General features: G+C 65.3%; 20 protein-coding genes. 14 read left to right on the forward strand and 6 right to left on the reverse strand.

Going from position 1 to position 20,744, the window contains the following annotated elements; all coding sequences use genetic code 11:
• Window positions 1-103 precede the first annotated feature (103 nt).
• The 3 genes from ACSU1G_RS25270 (at window position 104) to ACSU1G_RS25280 (ending at window position 3,617) form a co-directional block, all read left to right on the forward strand.
• A complete protein-coding gene (locus ACSU1G_RS25270; RefSeq protein ID WP_439282816.1) occupies window positions 104-928 on the forward strand; it encodes an endonuclease domain-containing protein in 825 nt (274 codons plus the stop codon).
• 317 nt (window positions 929-1,245) lie between these two features.
• Window positions 1,246-1,533, forward strand: a complete 288-nt coding sequence (locus ACSU1G_RS25275) for an HU family DNA-binding protein (protein WP_439282818.1) — start codon at window positions 1,246-1,248, stop codon at window positions 1,531-1,533.
• A gap of 83 nt (window positions 1,534-1,616) precedes the next feature.
• A complete protein-coding gene (locus tag ACSU1G_RS25280; protein WP_439282820.1) occupies window positions 1,617-3,617 on the forward strand; it encodes a cytochrome c oxidase assembly protein in 2,001 nt (666 codons plus the stop codon).
• A 4-nt stretch (window positions 3,618-3,621) separates the two neighbouring features.
• On the opposite strand, the gene ACSU1G_RS25285 is transcribed toward ACSU1G_RS25280, so the two are convergent.
• The gene (locus ACSU1G_RS25285) at window positions 3,622-4,680 is read right to left on the reverse strand and encodes a hypothetical protein (RefSeq protein WP_439282822.1); all 1,059 of its coding nucleotides are present in this window, start codon (window positions 4,678-4,680) and stop codon (window positions 3,622-3,624) included.
• A 60-nt stretch (window positions 4,681-4,740) separates the two neighbouring features.
• Here ACSU1G_RS25285 and ACSU1G_RS25290 point away from each other — a divergent pair, with 60 nt between their 5' ends.
• Entirely contained in the window at window positions 4,741-6,132 is a 1,392-nt protein-coding gene (locus ACSU1G_RS25290; RefSeq protein ID WP_439282824.1) for an ATP-dependent DNA helicase, read from the forward strand.
• Here ACSU1G_RS25290 and ACSU1G_RS25295 read toward each other — a convergent pair.
• Together ACSU1G_RS25295 and ACSU1G_RS25300 are read right to left on the reverse strand one after the other, a co-directional pair.
• On the reverse strand, window positions 6,129-6,776 hold the full coding sequence (locus ACSU1G_RS25295; protein ID WP_439282826.1) for a heme oxygenase (biliverdin-producing): 648 nt from the start codon (window positions 6,774-6,776) through the stop codon (window positions 6,129-6,131). The two genes, ACSU1G_RS25290 and ACSU1G_RS25295, sit on opposite strands and share 4 nt — an antisense overlap.
• 44 nt (window positions 6,777-6,820) lie before the next feature.
• A complete protein-coding gene (locus ACSU1G_RS25300) occupies window positions 6,821-7,135 on the reverse strand; it encodes a DUF2470 domain-containing protein (RefSeq protein ID WP_439282828.1) in 315 nt (104 codons plus the stop codon).
• 98 nt (window positions 7,136-7,233) lie between these two features.
• Between ACSU1G_RS25300 and ACSU1G_RS25305 the strand changes: the two genes are divergently transcribed.
• Window positions 7,234-8,520 carry a serine hydrolase domain-containing protein gene (locus ACSU1G_RS25305; RefSeq protein ID WP_439282830.1) on the forward strand — a complete coding sequence of 429 codons (1,287 nt, stop codon included), beginning with the start codon at window positions 7,234-7,236 and terminating at the stop codon, window positions 8,518-8,520.
• 29 nt (window positions 8,521-8,549) lie between these two features.
• Window positions 8,550-9,365 carry a TspO/MBR family protein gene (locus ACSU1G_RS25310; RefSeq protein WP_439282832.1) on the forward strand — a complete coding sequence of 272 codons (816 nt, stop codon included), beginning with the start codon at window positions 8,550-8,552 and terminating at the stop codon, window positions 9,363-9,365.
• On the opposite strand, the gene ACSU1G_RS25315 is transcribed toward ACSU1G_RS25310, so the two are convergent.
• Both ACSU1G_RS25315 and ACSU1G_RS25320 read right to left on the reverse strand, forming a co-directional pair.
• Entirely contained in the window at window positions 9,362-10,555 is a 1,194-nt protein-coding gene (locus ACSU1G_RS25315) for a 4-hydroxybenzoate 3-monooxygenase (protein WP_439282834.1), read from the reverse strand. The genes ACSU1G_RS25310 and ACSU1G_RS25315 overlap by 4 nt on opposite strands.
• 108 nt (window positions 10,556-10,663) lie before the next feature.
• Window positions 10,664-11,431 (reverse strand): IclR family transcriptional regulator, encoded by a 768-nt coding sequence (locus ACSU1G_RS25320; RefSeq protein WP_439282836.1) that lies wholly within the window; start codon window positions 11,429-11,431, stop codon window positions 10,664-10,666.
• Between the two features lie 128 nt (window positions 11,432-11,559).
• On the opposite strand from ACSU1G_RS25320, the gene ACSU1G_RS25325 reads away from it, so the two are divergent.
• The 5 genes from ACSU1G_RS25325 (at window position 11,560) to ACSU1G_RS25345 (ending at window position 16,915) form a co-directional block, all read left to right on the forward strand.
• Window positions 11,560-13,464 carry an FAD-dependent monooxygenase gene (locus tag ACSU1G_RS25325; RefSeq protein ID WP_439282838.1) on the forward strand — a complete coding sequence of 635 codons (1,905 nt, stop codon included), beginning with the start codon at window positions 11,560-11,562 and terminating at the stop codon, window positions 13,462-13,464.
• Between the two features lie 93 nt (window positions 13,465-13,557).
• Window positions 13,558-14,817 (forward strand): ATP-binding protein, encoded by a 1,260-nt coding sequence (locus ACSU1G_RS25330; RefSeq protein ID WP_439282840.1) that lies wholly within the window; start codon window positions 13,558-13,560, stop codon window positions 14,815-14,817.
• Between the two features lie 44 nt (window positions 14,818-14,861).
• Window positions 14,862-15,290 (forward strand): MarR family winged helix-turn-helix transcriptional regulator, encoded by a 429-nt coding sequence (locus ACSU1G_RS25335; protein WP_439282842.1) that lies wholly within the window; start codon window positions 14,862-14,864, stop codon window positions 15,288-15,290.
• A gap of 9 nt (window positions 15,291-15,299) precedes the next feature.
• Window positions 15,300-15,959 (forward strand): hypothetical protein, encoded by a 660-nt coding sequence (locus tag ACSU1G_RS25340; protein WP_439282844.1) that lies wholly within the window; start codon window positions 15,300-15,302, stop codon window positions 15,957-15,959.
• Window positions 15,960-16,039: 80 nt separating this feature from the next.
• Complete coding sequence (locus ACSU1G_RS25345) at window positions 16,040-16,915, forward strand: Fic family protein (protein ID WP_439282846.1); 876 nt, start codon at window positions 16,040-16,042, stop codon at window positions 16,913-16,915.
• 105 nt (window positions 16,916-17,020) lie between these two features.
• Here ACSU1G_RS25345 and ACSU1G_RS25350 read toward each other — a convergent pair whose 3' ends face one another.
• Complete coding sequence (locus ACSU1G_RS25350; RefSeq protein WP_439282848.1) at window positions 17,021-17,929, reverse strand: LysR family transcriptional regulator; 909 nt, start codon at window positions 17,927-17,929, stop codon at window positions 17,021-17,023.
• Window positions 17,930-18,049: 120 nt separating this feature from the next.
• Here ACSU1G_RS25350 and ACSU1G_RS25355 point away from each other — a divergent pair, with 120 nt between their 5' ends.
• Genes ACSU1G_RS25355 through ACSU1G_RS25365 form a run of 3 tightly spaced genes read left to right on the forward strand, consistent with a single transcriptional unit; the run spans window position 18,050 to window position 20,743 of the window.
• Complete coding sequence (locus ACSU1G_RS25355) at window positions 18,050-19,081, forward strand: amidohydrolase family protein (protein WP_439282850.1); 1,032 nt, start codon at window positions 18,050-18,052, stop codon at window positions 19,079-19,081.
• Window positions 19,082-19,097: 16 nt separating this feature from the next.
• The gene (ligK, locus tag ACSU1G_RS25360; RefSeq protein ID WP_439282852.1) at window positions 19,098-19,790 is read left to right on the forward strand and encodes a 4-carboxy-4-hydroxy-2-oxoadipate aldolase/oxaloacetate decarboxylase; all 693 of its coding nucleotides are present in this window, start codon (window positions 19,098-19,100) and stop codon (window positions 19,788-19,790) included.
• A 2-nt stretch (window positions 19,791-19,792) separates the two neighbouring features.
• Window positions 19,793-20,743 (forward strand): amidohydrolase family protein, encoded by a 951-nt coding sequence (locus ACSU1G_RS25365; protein WP_439282854.1) that lies wholly within the window; start codon window positions 19,793-19,795, stop codon window positions 20,741-20,743.
• Window position 20,744: the final 1 nt, after the last annotated feature.

Raw genomic sequence — 20,744 nt, forward strand, 5'->3', positions numbered from 1 at the left:
AAGTGGCGCCACTCGTTCTGCACGGAATGCTGATGTTCGATGTTGTGCACGGTTCGCGCATTGGCGGGGACGCGGTCACCGTCACACGCGCCAAGATCGCTGGATGGATGCTCTCACCGCACTTCGCACGCTTGGCAACGTTGCGCCGGTCTCGGCACTTCGCGACGCCGGAGTCACCGCGCACGCGCTGAAGATGGCGAAGGCTGCGGGCGCCGTCCGGGTGGTGCGCCGCGGATGGGTGGCAACGGCGGATGCCGATCCGCTATTGATCTATGCGGCCAAGGCAGGGGTCGTGCTCAGCTGCACGACCGTTGCCAAACGGATGGGGCTGTGGGTGCCAGATACATCGCAGACCCACGTGGCCGCCCCGCCGTCATCCGGTCATGTCACCGCGGAAGACGCCATTGTCCATTGGAACAAGCCGATCGTTCCTCGAAACCCGCACTCCTGCGAAGACGGCATCGAGAATGCGTTGATCATCGCGTCGACCTGCGTGAATCCCGAGCACGCCCTCGTGCTTTGGGAATCGGCTCTCAATGAGGGCATGATTTCCCAGACGGAACTCCTGCGATTGCCGCTGCCCGCCCGCGCGAGGGAGTCGTTGGAGGCCGCGCGCCCGTTTTCAGACTCAGGGCTGGAGACGATCTTTGTACGTCGCGTGAGATGGCTCAACCTGCCGCTGCTTCAACAGGCGTGGATCCTTGGGCGACCCGTCGACCTACTCATCGGTGAGCGGCTGGTGGTGCAGATCGATGGCGGGACCCATGTCGGCGCGCAGCGGTCAGCGGACATCGCTCATGATGCGCTACTGAAGCTGCATGGCTACCACGTCATCCGCGTCAGCTACGACCAGATCATGAACCGCTGGCCCGAAGTGCAGGCGCTCATCATGGCTGCCGTCGCGCAGGGGCTGCACCTCGCCGCATGAGCGCACACGGCGCGTGTGCCGCCGGCACCACATCCGCTGGGGAGGACTTCGCCCGAACGGGAGGATCCTCCTGCCGCATCCGGCCCTCCCTGAGCGGCGTTCTCCTCCCGAGTGGATGCCCCTCCAAAGGCGGTTTCCGGGGTCACTCGAGTCACATTCGTCACTTCTGTACCGCGACACGCGCACTAAAACCTCAAAACCCGCGAAATGACGCGGAAATGTGGGCGGTGGTTGATACATTCGAGGCGGTCACTCGATCAGGAGCATCCGCTCCGGCAACCCACAATCAATGCGACACTTCGTCGCTGGAGGATGACATGGCTGACAAGTCCATCACCAAGACCGAGCTCGTCGCGAGCATCGCTTCTGCCACTGGCCAGAGCCAGGCCACCGTCTCGGGCGTCCTCGACTCGCTCTTCGCCACGGTTTCTGACGCTGTTGCCAAGGGCAGCAAGGTCTCGATCCCGGGCTGGATCGCTTTCGAGCGTGTCGACACCGCAGCTCGCACGGGCCGCAACCCGCAGACCGGCGCCGAGATCAAGATCCCGGCCGGCCAGCGCGTCAAGGTGACCGCTGGTTCCAAGCTGAAGGCATCCGTCAAGTAAGACGGCTCCTTCTCGAAGGCCGTCCCTCCTCGGAGGGGCGGCCTTCGTGCTTTCTCCGACCGCGACGAGCATAGGCTGGAGGGGTGACTTCCCACGCCCCCCGCACCGCGCAGTCCTCGGCGTACCGGGCTGCCGGCATCGTGGTGCTCGCCACGGCTGCATCTGTCGCTCTCATCGCCGGACTCTTGTTCGGTGGTGGCGCTGCCGAGCAGCTTCTCCAGGACCCCGGTGCGTTCGTGCGCTGGGGGCTTCCCGCAGCGCGCACGGTGAACAACATCAGTGCCGCGGCCATGATCGGCTCGCTCACGCTCGCCCTCTTCGCGCTGCGCGCCGGAGATAAACCGTTCGAGACGGCACTGGATACCGCATCCGTCGGCGCCGCCGTCTTCACAGTCTCCGCCGGCGCGACCGGATTTCTCACCTTCCGCAGCGCCTTCTCCGGCATCGAGCTCAGCCTGGATGATCAGTTCGGTGAGCAGCTCGGGCGATTCTTCCTCGTGCTTCCGCTCGGTCAGGCCTGGCTGATCACCACGCTGATGGGCGCGGTGGTCACGATCCTGCTGTTCGCCTGGCGAAGCTGGACGCCCACCCTCATCACGGCCATCATCGCCTTCGCTGCTCTCCTCCCGATGGCCACCCAGGGGCACTCCGGCGAGCTCTCCGGCCACGTCATCGCCGTCAACTCGATCCTGCTGCACACTATCGGCGCCGCTGTCTGGCTGGGTGGGTTGATCCTGCTGGTCGTCCTGCGCGGCGTGAAGGGTGTTGACTCGGTTGCCCTGGTGCGCCGCTATTCCAGCCTTGCGATCGCGGCGTTCGTCGTCGTCGCGGCATCCGGCATCGTGCGTTCCATCGTCGGCCTCGGCAGCTGGGAGGGGCTGTGGACGCCCTACGGCATCATCATCCTCGCCAAGGTGGTGCTGCTCGGCGGCATGGGCCTGCTCGGCGCCTGGTATCGCGCACGACTGATCCCTCGCCTCGACGGCGAGAAAGCTTCGCGCTGGTTCTGGATGCTGGTGCTTGGCGAAGTCGCCCTGATGGGACTGGCATCGGGCGCGGCTGCCGCGCTCGCACGTACGCCTCCTCCCACGGGTGAGACGAGCGCCATCAGGCAGACGCCTGCGGAGATCCTCACGCGCTCTCCGATGCCGCCGGAGTTCACCATCGACAAGTGGTTCACCGGCTGGGACTTCGACATCCTCTGGGCCATGGCTGTGGCACTTGGAGCCTTCTTCTACCTGGCTGGCGCTTGGCGTATGCACCGGCGAGGAGATGGCTGGCCGATCCACCGCACGGTGTTCTGGCTGCTCGGACTCGCGGTCCTGTTCTGGGTCACCTGTGGACCGATCAACCTGTACCAGGAGTACCTGTTCAGCGTGCACATGCTCGGGCACATGATCCTGTCGATGGCGATCCCGTTGTTGCTGGTGTCTGGTGCTCCGATCACGCTCGCGCTGCGCAGCATCCACAAGCGGGATGACGGAACCCGCGGTGCGCGTGAGTGGATCATGTGGGCCGTACACTCCCCGTTCTCACGCGTGATCACGCACCCGTTCGTCGCCGCGGGCATCTTCATCGGGTCGCTGTGGGCGTTCTACTTCACCGATCTTGTGCGCTGGTCGATGTATGAGCACCTGGGCCACGAGTGGATGATCATCCATTTCCTGATCTCCGGGTATCTGTTCGTGATGACGCTGGTCGGCATCGACCCGATTCCGTATCGACTGCCGTACCCGGGCAGGCTCATCACGCTCATCGCCATCATGGCGATGCACGCGTTCTTCGGCATCGCGATCATGATGCAAGAGGGGCTGATGGTCGCGGAGTGGTTCGGCTCGATGGGCCGCATCTGGGGCCCAACGCCCATGGAAGATCAGTACATCGGCGGCGGTATCGCGTGGTCGGTCGGTGAGATTCCGACGCTGATCCTTGCGATCACGGTCGCGATCCAATGGAGCCGAGACGACACGAGGGAGCAGCGCCGCAGCGACCGGCATGCGGATCGCACCGGCGAGGCCGAGCTTGAGGAATACAACGCGCAGCTGGCAGCACTTGCCGAGCGGGATCAGCGCACATCGCGCTGACGGGTCACTCGACTGGCGACCCGACCCGAATGGATGCTGAGTCATCCGGCAGGATCACGATCGTGCCGTTGACGCGGAACGGCACATCTTCGGAGACATGCTGAATCGACCCGTCAAAGAGGGAGCGGATGTCGACCTCGATGTGAGCGACGGCATCCGTCGCGGGAATCATCCAGTGTGCGCCGTCGGGCTCGACAGTAACGTCAGGCTGCGCGCTGATGGACCACACCGGCAGGTTCGCGAGGCGGTTCTGCACTTCGAGTCCGAACGGACAGGCCGTCGGCAGCAGCACCTGCTGGGTGGTGCACTCGGTGAGGAACTCCTCCACCCTGGTCTGCACGACGGAGACGAACTCCTCACTCGGTATTGTCTGCACCTCGACGGAAGTCTGGGTGAGGGGAGCATCGGCCAGGATGCTGACGCCGGGCGAAGTGGAGATCGCGGTGTCCACGGTGACCGAGTACACGCCGGGAGTGAACACCAGCAGCGGCAGCGGGTCGGTGGGAGCGGCATCGGCCCCGGCCGGCGATACCTGGTGCCGATCGATCTCGAAGCCGTTGACGGCGAAGCGGTCGGCGCCGAGAACGGTCAGAGATACTGCTGCCAGTGGTGTGCGGGTGAACTTCCAGTTCGGAGTGACGCCCACCCAGCCGTCCTGCTCGACCTCGAACGTGCTGACACCCGGATGCGAGCCTGCGACGTACGACACCGTGACCGATGTGACCGCGTTGATCGTCTCCTCCGAGACCACCGTGATATCGCTCAGTGGCGCGAGCGCCGACTGGCGCAGCAACGCTTCGGATGCTCCGGTGGCGATGCCGGCATCCTCAATCGTGTCGCGGTCGATGGCGACGCCGGGGACATGCAGTGCGTCGGCGGCGCGGCCGGTGGCGAGCAGATCAAGGTACCGGGTGACGAAGGCGGAAGGACCGTAGAACTCTTTGTAGAGCGACATGCCGGCGGCGCCGAGTGCGCCGAGCAGCAGCACGCCGATCAACGCAAGAATCGTGAGATCAGTGCCAAGACTGCGACGCCGCGGCGACGTCGTCACTGGCTGATCCATGGCGTCAGTCTAGGAGGACGGGCTGTGACAGTGCCGAGCGTTGCGGGGCGGCGAAGTACGATGAGTGTCGTGTCCTTTCCCGCCTTGTCCGACGAGCAGCAAGACCTGTACCAGCTCATCGAAGACACCAGGGAGCACGTTTTCATCACGGGACGCGCCGGCACGGGCAAGTCAACGCTGCTGCAGTACTTCGCCTGGAACACCGAAAAGCAGATCGCGATCTGCGCGCCGACCGGTGTCGCCGCCCTGAATGTTGAGGGGCAGACGATCCACTCGCTGTTCCGCCTGCCGATCGGTCTCATCGCCGAGAACGAGATTGATCAGAACGACGCGACCCGGCGCATCCTGAACGCCATCGACACGCTGGTGATCGATGAGATTTCGATGGTCAACGCCGATCTCATGGACGGCATGGATCGTGCACTCCGGCAGGCTCGCGGTCGTCGGGCAGAGCCATTCGGCGGCGTGCAGGTCGTGATGTTCGGCGACCCGTACCAACTCGCCCCTGTGCCGCCGCGCGGCGACGAGCTGCGCTACGTGCAGGACCACTACCGATCGTTCTGGTTCTTCGATGCCAAAGTGTGGGCCGGGGCGACGATGGGTGAGATCGACGGCCTCATGGATCTCGGACGCCACGGTGCCCAGTTGCACGTGCGCGAGTTGGTGCAGATCCACCGGCAGTCAGACGACGGGTTCAAGTCGATGCTGAACGCCGTGCGCTACGGGCGCGTGACGGCTGAGATCGCCGAGGTGCTGAACAGGCAGGGCACACGTACCCCGCCGGATCCTGAGCCCGGCGAGATCCCGATGATCACCCTCGCTACCCGCAATGACATCGTCAACAACATCAACCGACGACACCTTACGGCGCTCGCAGGTAAAGAGCAGACGGCCATGGCAGAGATCAGCGGCGACTTCGGCCGAGGGGATTCCTCATACCCCGCGGATTCTGAGCTGAAGCTCAAAATCGGCGCACAGGTGATGTTCCTGCGCAACGACGTGTCAATGACCGGTGAGCCACCGCGCTGGGTAAACGGCACGATCGGCACGGTCAAGCGCATTCTCGGTGGATCGGTGCGAGTCGAGATTGACGGTGAGGACGTTGACGTCGAGCCTGCTGTCTGGGAGAGGTTTCGCTACTCCTACGACCCGAACGCCAAGACACTCAGCCGCGACGTGATCGCGGAGTTCATGCAGTTCCCGCTGCGGCTCGCGTGGGCAGTCACGATCCACAAGTCGCAGGGTAAGACCTACGACCGGGCGATCATCGATCTCGGCGGCGGGGCGTTCGCACCGGGGCAGACCTATGTGGCGCTGTCGCGGCTGACCTCGCTGGATGGTCTCTACCTGTCGCGGCCTCTTCGGCCCAGCGACATCAAGGTCGATGAGGACGTGCGCCGCTTCATGCGCGAGGCCTGGGAGAAGGCGTCGACCCCTGAGGTGGATGCTTAGGCCGCTACGCGTGCCCGATCCAGGTCTTCGAACAGTTCCGTGTTGAAGCGGTAGGCCAACAGCACCTCGTCGATCACGCGCTCGCGCTCCGCGTCATCCCAGGGTGCAGCATCCAACTGCTTGCGATAGACGTCCTTGAACGCTTTCGGGTCGGCGATGTCATCGAACAGGTAGAAGCCGATACCGTTCGTCTCGAAGCCGAACCGGCGCTGCATGACCCGGCCGATGAACACCCCGCCAGAGAGGTCGCCGAGGTATCGGGTGTAGTGATGCGCGACGAAGCCGCCAGCCCAGGTGGAGCCGACCTCGATGATGCGCTCGACGTAACGCTGGGTGGTCTCCAGCGGCGTGATCTTGTCTCTCCAGTCCGGTCCGACGAGGAATTCGAGGTCGGCCTCAAGCGCAGGAAGGCGCGTCAGCTTGTCAGTGATGAAGACGGATGCCACGGGGTTTCGGCGCATCCGTTCGCCGGCAGACTCCAGCGCCGAGTAGATGAAGTAGTGCTGAGCGACGAGCGCGATGTAGTCCTCGCGGGACCCTTCGCCTCCCAGCAGATCCGCCATGAAGCCTGCGTGCTCACTGCGGGAGTGGGAGGTCGAGGATCGCTCGCGCAGCGCCGCAGAGAAGGAGATGAGTTCCGCCATGCGCCCAGTGTAAGGCGTACCTAACCTGAATGATAGGGGAGCGCTCAGGCGTGTGGTCGAGGCGTGACGCCGAGCCGCTCGCAGGCCGCGTCGTATAGGGCGACGACTTCGCGCCGCACTGCGGAGCGTTCCGTGATCGGACCGCCGAGCCAGGGGACATCCAGCTCTTCGGGGATGCCGACGCGGGTGATCTGCCAGACGCCGCCGTTGCCGTCGAAGTCCAGCATTACCGCACCGGTGATCTTGAAATCGGATGCTGAGGCGAACGCGCGCGCGATGAGGAGGTTGTCCTCTGCATGGTCCTCGTTCATATGATGCAGAACCGCAGAGACGACGTCGTCTTCGAAGATATGGGACACGTCTTTACTGTACGTCTCCCGCAAGCGGGAGTGGATGGTGACGAGTTTCCAGGTGGGAGCTTTAGACTCGGGGCATAAACCACCCTGGAGTTTCTTTCATGCACGTACTTCCGTCGCGCCGCTGGCGCGCCGCCGCCGCAGGCGCTGTTGCGCTCGCGCTCGTCCTGACCGGCTGCTCGACCACGGAGGAGACTTTCTCCTACACGCCACCAGAGCAGGTCGACCAGTCGCTGCCTGAGGACACGGCCGCCCAACTGCAGGCCGCGGTCGAGAACGCGATCGTGAAGACCGGCTCGACGGGCGCGATCGTTGGCGTGTGGGTGCCGTGGAGCGGTACCTGGGTGACGGCGATGGGGACGCAGTCTCTCGAAGACCAGACGGCAGTCACCACAGACATGACGTTCCGCATCGCGGACACCACGCGGATGATGACCTGCGACGTGCTGTACGGCCTCGCCGATGACGACGTCGTTGAGCTGGATGCGCCAGTGCCGGACTATGTTTCCGGTGTCGCTCAGCTTGAGGACATTACCCTGCTCGACCTCTGCAATGGCACGAGTGGTGCCGGTTCATCCGAGTCAACGGTCGCGAGCATGTGGCTGAACACTCCAGAGCGGGTGTGGGCACCGCTGGAGCTGGCATCCTTCGGTCTGGGGCAGGCGCCTGCGACCTCGCACACGACCTATCGCGACTCCGATTCCGGATATTTGCTGCTCGGGCTCGCGCTGGAGCGGGCAGCCGGAAAGAGCGCATCGGAGCTCATTGCCGAGTACGTCACTTCCCCGCTTGACCTCGCCGGCACGTCGCTGCCGCGTACTGCTGCCGCAACGCCGGGGGAGAACTCGCTGAGTGGAAACTACCTGAACGCGATCGAGGGCGGCTACGACTGCTCGGCGCCCGTCGATATCACGACGCTCTCCTCGAGCACCGGCTTCACCGACTCCGGCGTGGTCTCAACGATCGACGATCTCGGCCGCTACGTGCAGGCCACGGCGCGTGAGGCACTGCGCGGCGAAGATGCGGAGTCTGATCGATTCGCAAACGCACTGCCCAGCTCGCCGGGTGCCCCGTCTTGGTATCAGGCCACCGGCGGCGCGTTTCTGGTCGGGTCGATGATCGGCCAGCACGGCTGGACTCCCGGCTACGCGAGCTCTGCCTACTCTGACCCGGAGACCGGCTTCACCGTGGCAGTCGTGCTGAACAACTCCTCGGCAGGTTCGGGCCCCGCGGCGTACCTCGCCTGGGAACTCGCCGCAATCGCGTCGAAGTCGCCGGCCGCGAGCGGACAGACCGCACCGGATTCGGGGCTGCCCTTCACCGCGGAGCAGTATCACGACGTCATCTCCAACCTCACCGTCTGCGCCACGCCGCCCGCCGCGGAGTAACAGCGCACGAGACGCCCTACCCTGGTGTCATGTCCCAGACAGAGAAGTCTGATCGTGTTCGCCGTATCGTCGTCGCGCTGACGGTGGCTGGCGCTGTCGTTGCCGCAGTACTCAATTCCGGACTCCTCGGCGGCACGGGCATTGCGGATGCTGCAGGCGGAGCCTTCGCCGCAGATGCCACAGTGCTTGCACCTGCCGGCATCGCGTTCGTGATCTGGTCCGTCATTTACCTGGGCCTGGTGGGGTACGGGCTCTGGCAACTGCTTCCCACTCAGGCGGCGAAGCCGCTGCATCGCGCGGTCGGCTACGGCATTGCGGCATCCGCTCTGCTGAACGCCGTGTGGATCGTGTGCGTGCAGGCGTGGCGCATCGCCGAGTCGTTCGTGATCATCATGATTCTGCTCGGGGTGCTGCTGGTGACTTTCGTGCGGGCGTGCCGTAGGGCTCGGCGCGGGACCGTCGCGGAGATCGTGCTCGTCGACGGGATGCTCGGGCTGTATCTCGGCTGGGTGACGGTCGCTGCGAGTGCGAACCTCGCCGCGTGGCTTGCGGACATCGGGATCGACGGGTGGACGGAAGCACCGGGGGTTCCCGGCACGATCGCCCTCATCATCGCCGGGCTCATCGCGGTGTTCACGGCCTGGCGCGGCGGTCGCTGGGCGCCAGCGGTGGCGACGTCGTGGGGGCTGGTGTGGATCGCCGTCGGACGTTGGTCGGGCGCGCCGGACGCGCCGGTCGTGGCATCCACCGCGATCGTGCTGGCGGTTGTGGTGCTCGCGGTCACGGTATGGCGGTTCCGGTCGCGCACGCGGCAACCGCAGGTCGCAGCCGTGAGGCGGAGCTAGATCGGCCAGCCGGTGTAAGCCTCTGCCAGGTAAGTGCGACCAGCCTCGGAATCGGTGACAGAGCGCAGCTCGCCGAGCTGGCGTTGGCGGTCGAATTCGTTGTGCTCGGGCAGGCTGTGCAGCATGTTCGTCATCCACCAGGAGAAGTGCTGCGCCTTCCAGATGCGCTTGAGCGCGTCATCGGCGTAGGTGCCGATGAGGCGGGTGTCATTCTCGTTGAGGAGCGTGTCCAGGGCGCGGGCGAGCAGCACGACGTCGGCGATCGCGAGGTTCATGCCCTTCGCGCCGGTGGGCGGCACGGTGTGTGCGGCGTCGCCGACGAGCGCGGCGCGGCCGTGCCGCAGTTCGCGCGCGACGAAGCTGCGGAAGCGCAGCACGTCGCGCTGCAAGATTTTGCCCTCTTTGAGGGTGGTGCCCGGTACGCGTACCTGCAGCGTTTCCCAGATCTCCGCTTCGCTCATCGCGTTCGGGTCGATGTCGGGGTCGCACTGGAAATACATGCGCTGTACGTCGGGGCTGCGTTGGCTGATCAGGGCGAAGCCGTCGGGGGAGTTGCTGTAGATGAGCTCGTCCGCGCTCGCCGGCGCGTCACACAGGATGCCGAACCACGCGAACGGATATTCGCGGAAGTAGCCGTCCCGCGAGGTGCCGGCAATCGCCGGGCGCACGACCGAGCGCGAGCCGTCGGCGCCGACGACGAAGTCCGCGTCGATGATGAGCTCTGCGCCATCAGCGTCCGTCGCGATGACGCGCGGCGTCTCGGTGTTGATCCCTTCGACGCGGGATGCGGTGACGCCGAAGCGCAGGTCCTGGCCGGTGCGCAGACGCAGGGCGAGCATGTCTTTGAGTACCTCGTGCTGCGGGTACAGCCAGACACTGCGGCCGACGAGCTCGCGGAAGTCGATGCGGTGACCCGCGCCCTGGAAGCGCAGCTCGATGCCGTCGTGGCGGTCGCCGACGGTGTGCACGCGGGTGTGCGGGTCGATCTCGGTGAGCAGGTCGACGGTGCCCTGTTCGAGGATGCCGGCGCGGATGGTCTGCTCGATGTCTTCGCGCGAGCGCTGGTCGATCACGACAGAGTCGATGCCGGCGACGGCGAGCAGGTGGGAGAGGATCAGCCCCGCGGGGCCGGCTCCGACGATCGCGACTCGGGTGCGGACGGTAGTCGCGTTCGGTGTGGCGGTGCTCATGGCGTCTCCTTCGACGAATGGATGCTGCGCACCAGTGTGCCCCGTTCGCCCTCGCGTAGGCAGGAGATTCTCATTGAATGGGAGTCTCGACGGGGTCTCGAATGGGAGTCAGTGGAGCTCGCGGAGATCCAACTCGATGGCTCGAGCCGCACCGATGAGAGCGTTGATCGCCGGGGTCGGCGCGGTCTCCGGTGTCGGCGCGGTCTCGCGGGGGAGTACCACAGAGAGAGCGGCGACGACCTCACCGTGCGCGCGCACCGGGACGGCGACCCCGGTCGACACTGCTTCGATGGATCCGGGGGCGACGACGTAGCCCCGCCGCCGGATCGACGCGAGTAGCGAGCGGAGAGTCGCGGCATCCGTCACCGTCTCCGGCGAAACCGCGCGCAGAGGTGCGGCGAGCACGCGCTCGCGCACCTCTGGGTCCGCGTGCGCGAGCAGCACGAGGCCGGAGGACGACGCGTGCAGCGGCAGGCGTCCGGCGATACGGGTGATGTTGGCCCCGGCGTCCGGATCGGAGAGGCGCTCGAGGAACAGTGCCTCCTCGTGTTCGAGCACGGCGAGCTGCGTGTGCTCGCGAATCTGCGCCTGCACGCGCTCCATGTGTGGCAGGGCAGCCTGGCGCAGGCGGAGTGCGCTCGATCCGCGCAGCGCGAGTTCCCACAGGCGCATGCCGAGGCGGATGCGACCTTCCTGGTCACGCTCGAGCAGGCCTTCCGAGACGAGCTCGCCGACGATGCGGTGGGCGCTCGATATCGGTAGGCCGGTGCGGCGTGCGATGTCTGTGGCGGTCTGCATCGTGCGCTCTGTCGTGAACGTGTCGAGCACGCGCACGATGCGCTGGGTCATCGAGTCACCGGAGGGGGAGTTCGCCATGGGGCTACTTTCTCACGCGTGCTCTGGTTTCTTCCCCTGACACTGGGTACAATCGTTGGTGCCCCAACTATCCCGACTCGGTCGGAAGACTTCTCCGGCTCAGCCCGGATGTGATCAAAGGAGATCTGATGCAGTTCTATCGCGACGGATACCGTCCAGGTGACCCGGACATCCGCCCGGCATCGCCGCAGGCGCTCGGACGCAGCGCGGAGTTCCCGGAGAAGGTCGATGTCCTCATCGTCGGTACCGGACCCGCCGGAACCGTGCTCGCCGCCCAGCTGGCCGAGTTCTCCGACATCACCACGCGCATCATCGAGCGCCGCGAGGAGCCGCTTCAAGTCGGCCACGCCGACGGCGTCGCCTGCCGCACGGTCGAGATGTTCCAGGCTTTCGGTCTCGCCGATGCTCTCGTTCGCGAGGCGTACTGGGTCAATGAAGTGCGCTTCTGGGGTCCGTCCGAGGGCGACCGCTCGAAGATCGCCCGCACCGGCTGGGTCGAGGACACCCCCGAGGGTCTCAGCGAGTTCCCGCACGTGATCGTGAATCAGGCGCGCATGCAGCAGTACCTCCTCGAGCACGCGGCGAATTCGCCGAGCAGGCTTCAGGCTGACTACGGCATCGAGTTCATCGGATTCGAGATGGAGGAGTCCGAGCATCCCGTCGCAGCACGCCTCCGCCGAGCCGATGGTACTGAGTTCACCGTCCGCGCGAAGTACGTCGTCGGTGGTGACGGCGCGCGCAGCAACGTGCGCCGCGCGCTCGGCATCCAACTCAAGGGCGATGCCGCCAACCATGCCTGGGGAGTCATGGACGTGCTTGCCACCACTGACTTCCCGGACTGGCGCACGAAGAATGTCGTGCAGTCGGCTGGCAAGGGAAGCCTGCTGATGATTCCCCGCGAGGGTGGCAACATGGTGCGCTGCTACGTCGACCTCGGCGAGGTGTCCGCCGGAGACGGCGAGATCCGCAAGAAGACGGCCGAGGAGCTCCGCGTCGTCGCGAATGAGATCCTGCACCCGTACTCGATTGATGTGCACCAGGTCGCCTGGTCGAGCGTCTACGAGGTCGGCCAGCGCGTCGCCGACCGCTTCGACGACCTGACCGCGGATGCCCCGGCCGATGCTGCTCCGCACGTCTTCGTCGCAGGAGACGCCTGCCATACCCACAGTGCCAAGGCCGGTCAGGGTATGAACGTGTCAATGCAGGATGCCTTCAACCTCGGTTGGAAGCTCGCGGCCGTTCTGCAGGGACGCTCGGAGGCCACGCTGCTGCGCACGTACTCCGAGGAGCGCCGGGCGATTGCCGTCGATCTCATCGCGTTCGACAAGTACTGGTCGGCTTACATCGCTCAGCCGGCGCTCGATCACGAGCATCCGGAGCGCGGCGGCGTCTCGCCCGCCGACATGCAGGCCGAGTTCGCGCGTCAAGGTCGTTACACCGCGGGGCTCGCGACGACCTACACGCCATCGACTCTCACCGGTGCATCCGACCACCAGGGGATCGCGAGCGGGTTCGAGGTCGGCGCCCGCTTCCACTCGGCACCGGTGCGCCGCGTGGCGGATGCCCGGCCGATGCAGCTCGGCCACACGCACCTCGCGGACGGACGCTGGCGCATCTACGCCTTCGGCGACGAAGGCGGTGTCGCGCTGAGCCAGTTCGCGTCGTGGTTGACCGAGGGCGAGGACTCGCCGGTGCGGACGTTCACCGCTGCGGATGCCGACATCGACAGCGTCATCGACGTGCACGCGATCTTCCGCGGATCGCACCACGACATCGACGTCACCGCGTTGCCGTCGATTCTTCTTCCGCAGTCGGGACCGCTGGGGCTGCAGGACTGGGAGAAGACCTGGGCCGCCGACGCGAAGGACGACATCTTCGTGAGTCGCGGGATCGCAGCGGAAGGCGCGATCGTCGTGGTGCGTCCGGACCAGTACGTCGCGCACGTGCTTCCGCTGACGGCCCGCGAGGAGCTGCGGGACTTCTTCGCAGGCTTCCTGCTGCCCAGATCAATCGCGCAATCGATATCTGAATGATCGCAGGGAGGATATTGAAAGCTTCGCAGAAGCGATAGCTTGACGATCGCAGAAGTCATAGTGAAAAGTTCGCAGAAGCGATAGTCTCGTTATATGACCACTTATCGTGAACGAGTCGCTGACGTGATCGTTCGCGATGCTCTCGCCAGTTTTGGTGCGCTCATCATAGAAGGGCCCCGCGCGGTGGGTAAGACGACGACGGGCCTGCGTCATTCCGCGAGTTCCGTCCGATTGGATTCTTCGCCACAGGTCGCCGACCTCGCTGAGGTTGCGCCCGGCGCCGTTCTTTCGGGTGCGGTTCCGCGGCTTCTTGATGAGTGGCAGCTCGCGCCCACGCTGTGGAACGCTGTGCGCCACGAAGTCGACCATCGCGGCCTGCCTGGGCAGTTCATCCTCACCGGATCCGCTACTCCTGCGGACGATCAGACGCGACATAGCGGCGCTGGCCGCTTTCGCAGAGTTCGGTTGCGGCCGATGGCGCTGGCTGAGAGTGGGGAGAGCACGCGCACGGTGAACCTGCGAAGCATCCTCGTCGGTGAACCAGCGGGTGCGTTCGGTGGACCGACGGTCGAGGAGTATGCGCAACTGATCGTGCGAGGTGGATGGCCCTCGCTCGTCGATGCGCCTCAGCGCTCTGCGACGGACTATCTCACGAGCTATCTGGACGACATCTCCCGAGTGGACCTGCCGGAGATGGGCGTGCGGGTAGACCCGGTTCGGATGCGTGCCCTTATCCGGGCGCTTGCACGGAACATCGCGACTGAGATCCCTCTGGCAAAGCTCGCGCGCGAAGCCGAGATCGGGCCGGATGCGGCGGCGACATCCGCGCAGACGGCGCGCCGTCACATCGATGCGTTGACGCGGGTTTTCGTCGTGGAGGAGCTTCCTGCGTGGGCCCCGCACCTCCGGTCAAAGGTTCGCCTTCGCGTTCAGCCAGTGTGGCACTTCGCCGATCCATCACTCGCCGCCGCTGTCCTCGGGGCATCGCCGCAGAGGTTGCTGGCGGACCTCGAGACATTTGGTTTCTTCTTCGAATCCCTGTGCGTGCGCGACCTTCGGGTGTACGCCGAGGCGCTGGGGGGTGATCTGTTCCACTATCGGGATGAGACTGGGCTGGAGGTCGATGCGATCCTCGAGCTGCGGGACGGAACATGGGCTGCGTTCGAGGTAAAGCTCGGCGGTGCGAAAGCGATCGATACGGCGGCCCGTAGTCTTCACGCCCTCGCAGCCAAGGTGTCATCGCAGCGAGCATCGGAGTTGAAAGCCAAAGTCGTTCTCACCGCCGGCAACGCGTCGTATGCGCGTCCCGATGGTGTTCAAGTGGTCTCGATTGGCCACCTCTTTACAACCTGATGGCGCGTCGCAAGCTGGAGCCGGCTGAGAGGATGGATGCCGTGATGACCATGGCCGACCTCCCCGAACCGCAGCGACACGTCGGAAACCTCATCCGTCGTGCGCAGCAGCTGCACCTGGCGACGTGGGCGCGCGTGGCCTCGGCCGAGATTACGAGCGCGCAGTACAGCATCCTCGCGGTGCTGGACCGGCTCGGCGAGGCGAGTCAGCGCGAGCTGTGCGACGAGGTCGACCTCGACCGTTCCACGATCACCGATCTCGTGCGAAGGATGGAGAGGGCAGGACTGATCGCCCGCCGACGGGCCGAAGGCGATGCGCGCCGGAATGTCGTGACGCTCACCGCGCACGGCGAGGCGGAGCGTGCGCGTCTCGTGCCGCTCGTGATCGAGGTGCAGCGCGAGCTGACCGGGCACCTTGATTCGACCGAGGTGGATGCGCTCTTTCGCGGACTCTGGGCGATGCTTCAGCGGTAGCCTCGACACATGCCCACCTCTGTATCCGCTTCCGCGACTGCATGGGCACCGCTCGATCCTCAGGCGGCCGCCGAGCTGCTGTCCGCGGCATCCGTGCGCTGGTGGCTGTCTGGCGGAGCCGCGCTTGACCGTTGGCTCGGGCGCGATATTCGTCCGCGGCCGAACATTGATGTCAGCGTCATCGCCGCGGATCTCGCCGGGCTGGTGGCGATCCTGCCCGAGGGTCTCAGCGCCTGGGCGCCCGCAGACGAGGGCGATGACATGATCCCGTTCGCGGATGCTCCGGCCGACGCCGACCTGCAGCCAGTGCTCGTCCGTGACGACGCGGAGGGCGTCTGGATCCTCCAGATCAACGTCGAAGACGGCGCCCCGCGCGCATGGGTCTACAAGCGCGACCCCCGGCTGCAGCTGCCGTGGGATCGCGCGGTGCTCGATATCGACGGCATCCCGACCGGCGCCCCCGAGGTGCAGTTGGTGTGGAAGGCACTGCGCCCCCGGCCGGAGGACGATGCCGACAAGGATGCCGTCGTCGCAGAGCTCTCCGACGAAGCGCGCGCCTGGTACGAGAAGGCGATCCTCTCGATCCACCCGCACTCGAACTGGTCAATCCATGTGCGGAGCCCGTTCGCGCCGGCCAAGGCCAGCTGGAACAAGAAGAACCGCACCTGAGTTCCGTCAACTTTACGTGAATTGCATCGACTTAACGGCACAATTCACGATAAGTTGAACCTGACTGAGGAGGTGCTCGCGTGATCAACCGCGTGACCTGGGAGCGGATCGATGCTGTCGCCGACGAGTATCGGCACGCAGCCGCGCGTCACCCTGAGGCGCTGGCCGAGATCGCGCTCGTCGAGCTGGCAGAGTCTGTGCAGCAGTCGAACGCCATCGAGAACTCCACGCTCACGTTGGATGACACCGAGCGGATCCTCGACGGATATATGCCCGCAGCGCGCCACCAACTTCGCGAGGTGTACGAGGCGAAGAACCTGGCGGCCGTCACGGAAGATCTGCTGTCCGGCGGCGAACCGTTCACCAGCGACGTGATTCTGCGTTGGCACGGGATGCTGCTGGCGGGCATCCGCGACGATGTCGCCGGGAGGTTCCGTCGGGCGGAAGAGTGGGTGCGTGTCGGTGGTCACCTCGGCGCCAACCCCGCGTTCGTGCCCGAGCTGGTCGCGGACGCCGTCGCCCGATTCCAGGAGGACGAGTCGATGCCGCCACTGGAGCGCATCGCATGGTTTCACTGCGAGTTCGAGGTCATCCATCCATTCGTCGATGGCAATGGCCGCATCGGGCGCGTGCTGATCAACAAGCAACTGCAGGACATCGGGATGCCTCCGGTGATCGTGCGTGCGCGCAATCGGCATGCCGACTATTACCCGCAGCTCGAGGAGTACTCGAAGAAGTACTCCCACGACGGCATGACCCGGCTGCTCGTGCTGCTGATGCTCGAATCGATGCACAAGCGCATCGCGCTGATCACGAGCCGTCGCGTTGTCACGCTCGCCGATTGGGCGCGGGCTGCAGGCATCAGCGGAGCGTCGGCGACGAACAAGGCGAAACGGCAGACGATCCCGGCGTTCCGAGTACGCGATCGATGGATGATCGCGGAGGACTACCGCTGACCCCAGCGACAGCCCCCAGCCCCGCTATATGGCGCGAACCTCCGGTTCGCCGCGGAAAAGCGCAGGTTAGCGCCACATAGACGGGCCGGACGGCGGGGCAGGGCGTCAGCCCCGCCGGTACTCGTCCGTCGTCACGGCATCGCGCACCACGGAACGGAACCATTTCTGAGCCGGCGACAGGCTCGCCTCGCGCCGCGTGTACAGCGATACCGGGGTGCTCTGGGCAGGCCACGGCAGATCGGCGATCTGCAGTCCGCCGAACCATCCGCTGAACACCTCGGCGACGTGTCGCGGCAGTAGGACGACGAGATCGGTCGCCTGGAGCACGGCCGGCACGGTCGAATACTCCTCCACGGTCAACGACACCTGCGGCATGAGCCCGTGTTCGGTCAGCACCTGCAGCGGGAAGACGTGCCCACCGCGGGCCGAGACGCGCACGAAGTGGCGCCCGCCGAACATCTCCGGGCCGGTCTCGGGAAGCGGATGCTCTGCCGACGACAGTGCGACGTACTCCACTGCCCGCACGTGCGTACGCCACAGCCGCGGGCTGCCGATCATCGACACCGTCATCGCCAAGTCGATCGTGCCGCGGATGAGGCCGTCCTCGACCTGGTCCGAGTCCAAGCGCTCCACCTGCAGGTGCGGGCCAGATGCCTCGCGGGCGAGCGCGGCCATGATCGGCGGCAGGAAGGTCTGCTCGCCGATCGAGGTGAGGCCGAGCGCCAGCTCGCCGCTGAATCCGGCGGGTTCGAAGGCGTCCGGATCGCTGACGGTCTCGTCGATCTGCGCCAGTGCTTCGTGCAGCGGACCGAACAGGGCTGTGGCCTTCGCGGTCGGGACCATGTCGTGCCCCTCGCGGCGGAAAAGGTCGTCGCCGAAGCGGTCGCGGAGCTTGCGCAGTGTGTAACTGACCGTCGGCTGAGTCACATGCAGGCGCTCGGCGGCGGCCGTGACGCTGCGCAGCTCGTAGAGCACGACGAAGGTGCGCAGCTGGTTCAGATCCGCGAGTGACATCTATCGATTGTATCTATGGCCATTGGCTTCTATATCTATTGGACTATGTTCAGTGCCCGACTTAGAGTCGGGACCAACAGCATCCGAGTGACAGCATCCGAGTGACAAGGACGACACGCGTTGATCATCGACATTCACGGCCACTACACGACCGCACCCGCACAGCTGGGCGCGTGGCGTGACCTGCAGATCGCCTTCACTAAGGCAGGTGGAGAAGCACCGGATCCCGCGACGCTGCACATCAGTGACGACGACATCCGCGAGACGATCGAAGCTAACCAGCTCAAGCTCATGAATGAGCGCGGCAGCGACGTGACCGTTTTCAGCCCGCGCGCCTCTTTCATGGCACACCACATCGGCGACCTTGAGGTGAGCAAGACCTGGGCCCGAATCTGCAACGACCTCGTCGCGCGTGTCAGCGAGCTGTATCCGAACCGTTTCCTGATGGGCGCGATGCTCCCGCAGTCGCCCGGCGCGGATCCGGCGACCACCATCGACGAACTGACTCGTGCCGTCGAAGAACTCGGCGCCGTCACCGTGAACCTCAACCCCGATCCCTCCGGTGGAAAGTGGAGCGCCCCGGCGCTCACCGACCGCTCCTGGTACCCGATCTACGAGAAGCTCGTCGAGTACGAGATTCCGGCCATGGTGCACGTGAGCACCACCTGTCGACCCGACGTTTTTCACACCACCGGCGACCACTACCTTGGCGCTGACACGACCGCGTTCATGCAGTTGCTCAAGGGTGACCTGTTCACGGACTTCCCCGACCTCAAGCTCGTCATCCCGCACGGTGGCGGCGCGGTGCCCTACCACTGGGGTCGCTTCCGCGGGCTTGCGATGGCGCTGGGAAAGCCCGAGATCGAAGAGCACCTGCTGAACAACGTCTACTTCGACACTTGCGTGTATCACCAGCCGGGCATCAACCTGCTGACCGAGGTTATTCCGACTGACAACATCCTGTTCGCCAGCGAGATGATCGGTGCCGTCCGCGACATCGACCCGCGCTCCGGTCACTACTTCGATGACACCAAGAAGTATGTCGACGCGACCTCGAACCTCACCGATGCGCAGCGTCAGCAGGTCTTCGAGGGCAACGCCCGCCGTGTCTACCCACGACTTGACCGCGCCCTGACCGCGCGCGGTCTGTGAATCTGGAAGAAGAGAAATGCGACTGAACAACCTCGGCATCGTCCGCACGAACATCGAGCGCCCCGACCCCGACGACGTGGCGCGCCTGGCGAAGTTCGGCGTCGCGACCATCCACGAGGCCATGGGCCGCGTCGGCCTCATGCGCCCCTACATCCGCCCCATCTGGAACGGCGCGAAGCTGTGCGGTCCTGCCGTCACGGTTCTGCTGCAGCCGGGTGACAACTGGATGTTCCACGTCGCCGCTGAGCAGGTGCAGGAGGGCGACATCATCGTCGCCGGCTGCACCACCGAGAGTGAAGACGGCTTCTTCGGCGATCTGCTCGCCACCTCGCTGACTGCCCGTGGCTGCAAGGGCCTGGTCATCGACGGCGGAGTCCGCGACGTCGCCGACCTGGAGAAGATGGGCTTCCCGGTCTTCTCTCGTGCGATCAACTCCAAGGGCACAGTGAAGGCGACGCTCGGCTCGGTGAATGTGCCGGTCGTGGCTGCGAATGCGCTCGTCAATCCGGGTGACGTGGTCGTCGCCGACGTCGACGGTGTTGTGGTCGTGCCGCGCGAGCTGGTCGGTGCGGTGGCGGATGCCAGCCAGAAGCGCGAGGACAACGAAGAGGCCAAGCGTCAGAAGTTCCGCGAGGGCGTGCTCGGGCTCGACATCTACGCAATGCGCGAGCCGCTGGCTGCGGCCGGCCTGGAATATGTGGAGGACTGACGATGGCGCACGGTGACACCACGGGTGACTTCACCAAGAGTGAAGGCTGGTTGGACTGGTACGACGGCCCTACGAAGCCGACGTTCGTGCTCCCCGAAGGGGCAGTCGACGCGCACTGTCACGTCTTCGGGCCCGGCGCCGAGTTCCCGTACGCTCCCGAGCGCAAGTACACCCCGTGCGATGCCTCGGCCGCGCAGTTGTTCGCCCTGCGTGACCGCCTCGGTTTCGACCGCAACGTCATCGTGCAGGCGACCTGTCACGGCGCCGACAACAGCGCTCTCGTCGATGCGCTGCGTCGCAGCGAGGGGCGAGCGCGCGGCGTCGCGACAGTCCGCCGCGACGTCACCGACGAGCAGCTCGCCGAGCTGCATGAGGCCGGCGTCCGCGGAGTCCGATTCAATTTCGTCAAGCGTCTCGTCGACCGGGTGCCGACCGACTCACTCGAGGAGATCGTCCAGAAGATCGCCCCGCTCGGATGGCACGTGGTCATCTACTTCGAAGCCGAAGACCTGCCCGAGCTGTACGACTTCTTCTCAGGCATCCAGGCAGATCTCGTCGTCGACCACATGGGTCGGCCCGACGTCACCAAAGACCCGAACGGTCCGGAGTTCGAACTGTTCCTGAGGTTCATGCGCGAGAACCCGAACGTGTGGACCAAGGTGTCATGCCCCGAGCGACTCAGCGTCACGGGTCCGCGTGCACTTGATGGCGAACAGCACGCCTACACTGACGTCGTGCCGTTCGCGCGTCGCGTGGTCGAGGAGTTCCCCGATCGCGTGCTGTGGGGAACAGACTGGCCCCACCCCAACCTGAAGAACCACATGCCCGATGACGGACTGCTGGTCGATTACATCCCTCAGATCGCGACGACGCCAGACCTGCAGCGAAAGCTGCTGGTGGATAACCCGCGCCGCCTCTACTGGCACGAATCTCTCAAGACCGAAGGAGTATGAA

It is taken from the genome of Microbacterium sp. A93 (genome assembly GCF_051842835.1).

Excerpts from the sequence above, each read along its gene's own strand:
- ACSU1G_RS25270 (WP_439282816.1), top strand. The coding sequence starts at position 104 with ATGGATGCTCTCACCGCACTTCGCACGCTTGGCAACGTTGCGCCGGTC.
- ACSU1G_RS25275 (WP_439282818.1), top strand. The coding sequence starts at position 1,246 with ATGGCTGACAAGTCCATCACCAAGACCGAGCTCGTCGCGAGCATCGCT.
- ACSU1G_RS25285 (WP_439282822.1), bottom strand. The coding sequence starts at position 4,680 with ATGGATCAGCCAGTGACGACGTCGCCGCGGCGTCGCAGTCTTGGCACT.
- ACSU1G_RS25290 (WP_439282824.1), top strand. The coding sequence starts at position 4,741 with ATGAGTGTCGTGTCCTTTCCCGCCTTGTCCGACGAGCAGCAAGACCTG.
- ACSU1G_RS25295 (WP_439282826.1), bottom strand. The coding sequence starts at position 6,776 with ATGGCGGAACTCATCTCCTTCTCTGCGGCGCTGCGCGAGCGATCCTCG.
- ACSU1G_RS25305 (WP_439282830.1), top strand. The coding sequence starts at position 7,234 with ATGCACGTACTTCCGTCGCGCCGCTGGCGCGCCGCCGCCGCAGGCGCT.
- ACSU1G_RS25310 (WP_439282832.1), top strand. The coding sequence starts at position 8,550 with ATGTCCCAGACAGAGAAGTCTGATCGTGTTCGCCGTATCGTCGTCGCG.
- ACSU1G_RS25315 (WP_439282834.1), bottom strand. The coding sequence starts at position 10,555 with ATGAGCACCGCCACACCGAACGCGACTACCGTCCGCACCCGAGTCGCG.
- ACSU1G_RS25320 (WP_439282836.1), bottom strand. The coding sequence starts at position 11,431 with ATGGCGAACTCCCCCTCCGGTGACTCGATGACCCAGCGCATCGTGCGC.
- ACSU1G_RS25325 (WP_439282838.1), top strand. The coding sequence starts at position 11,560 with ATGCAGTTCTATCGCGACGGATACCGTCCAGGTGACCCGGACATCCGC.
- ACSU1G_RS25330 (WP_439282840.1), top strand. The coding sequence starts at position 13,558 with ATGACCACTTATCGTGAACGAGTCGCTGACGTGATCGTTCGCGATGCT.
- ACSU1G_RS25335 (WP_439282842.1), top strand. The coding sequence starts at position 14,862 with ATGACCATGGCCGACCTCCCCGAACCGCAGCGACACGTCGGAAACCTC.
- ACSU1G_RS25340 (WP_439282844.1), top strand. The coding sequence starts at position 15,300 with ATGCCCACCTCTGTATCCGCTTCCGCGACTGCATGGGCACCGCTCGAT.
- ACSU1G_RS25350 (WP_439282848.1), bottom strand. The coding sequence starts at position 17,929 with ATGTCACTCGCGGATCTGAACCAGCTGCGCACCTTCGTCGTGCTCTAC.
- ligK (WP_439282852.1), top strand. The coding sequence starts at position 19,098 with ATGCGACTGAACAACCTCGGCATCGTCCGCACGAACATCGAGCGCCCC.
- ACSU1G_RS25365 (WP_439282854.1), top strand. The coding sequence starts at position 19,793 with ATGGCGCACGGTGACACCACGGGTGACTTCACCAAGAGTGAAGGCTGG.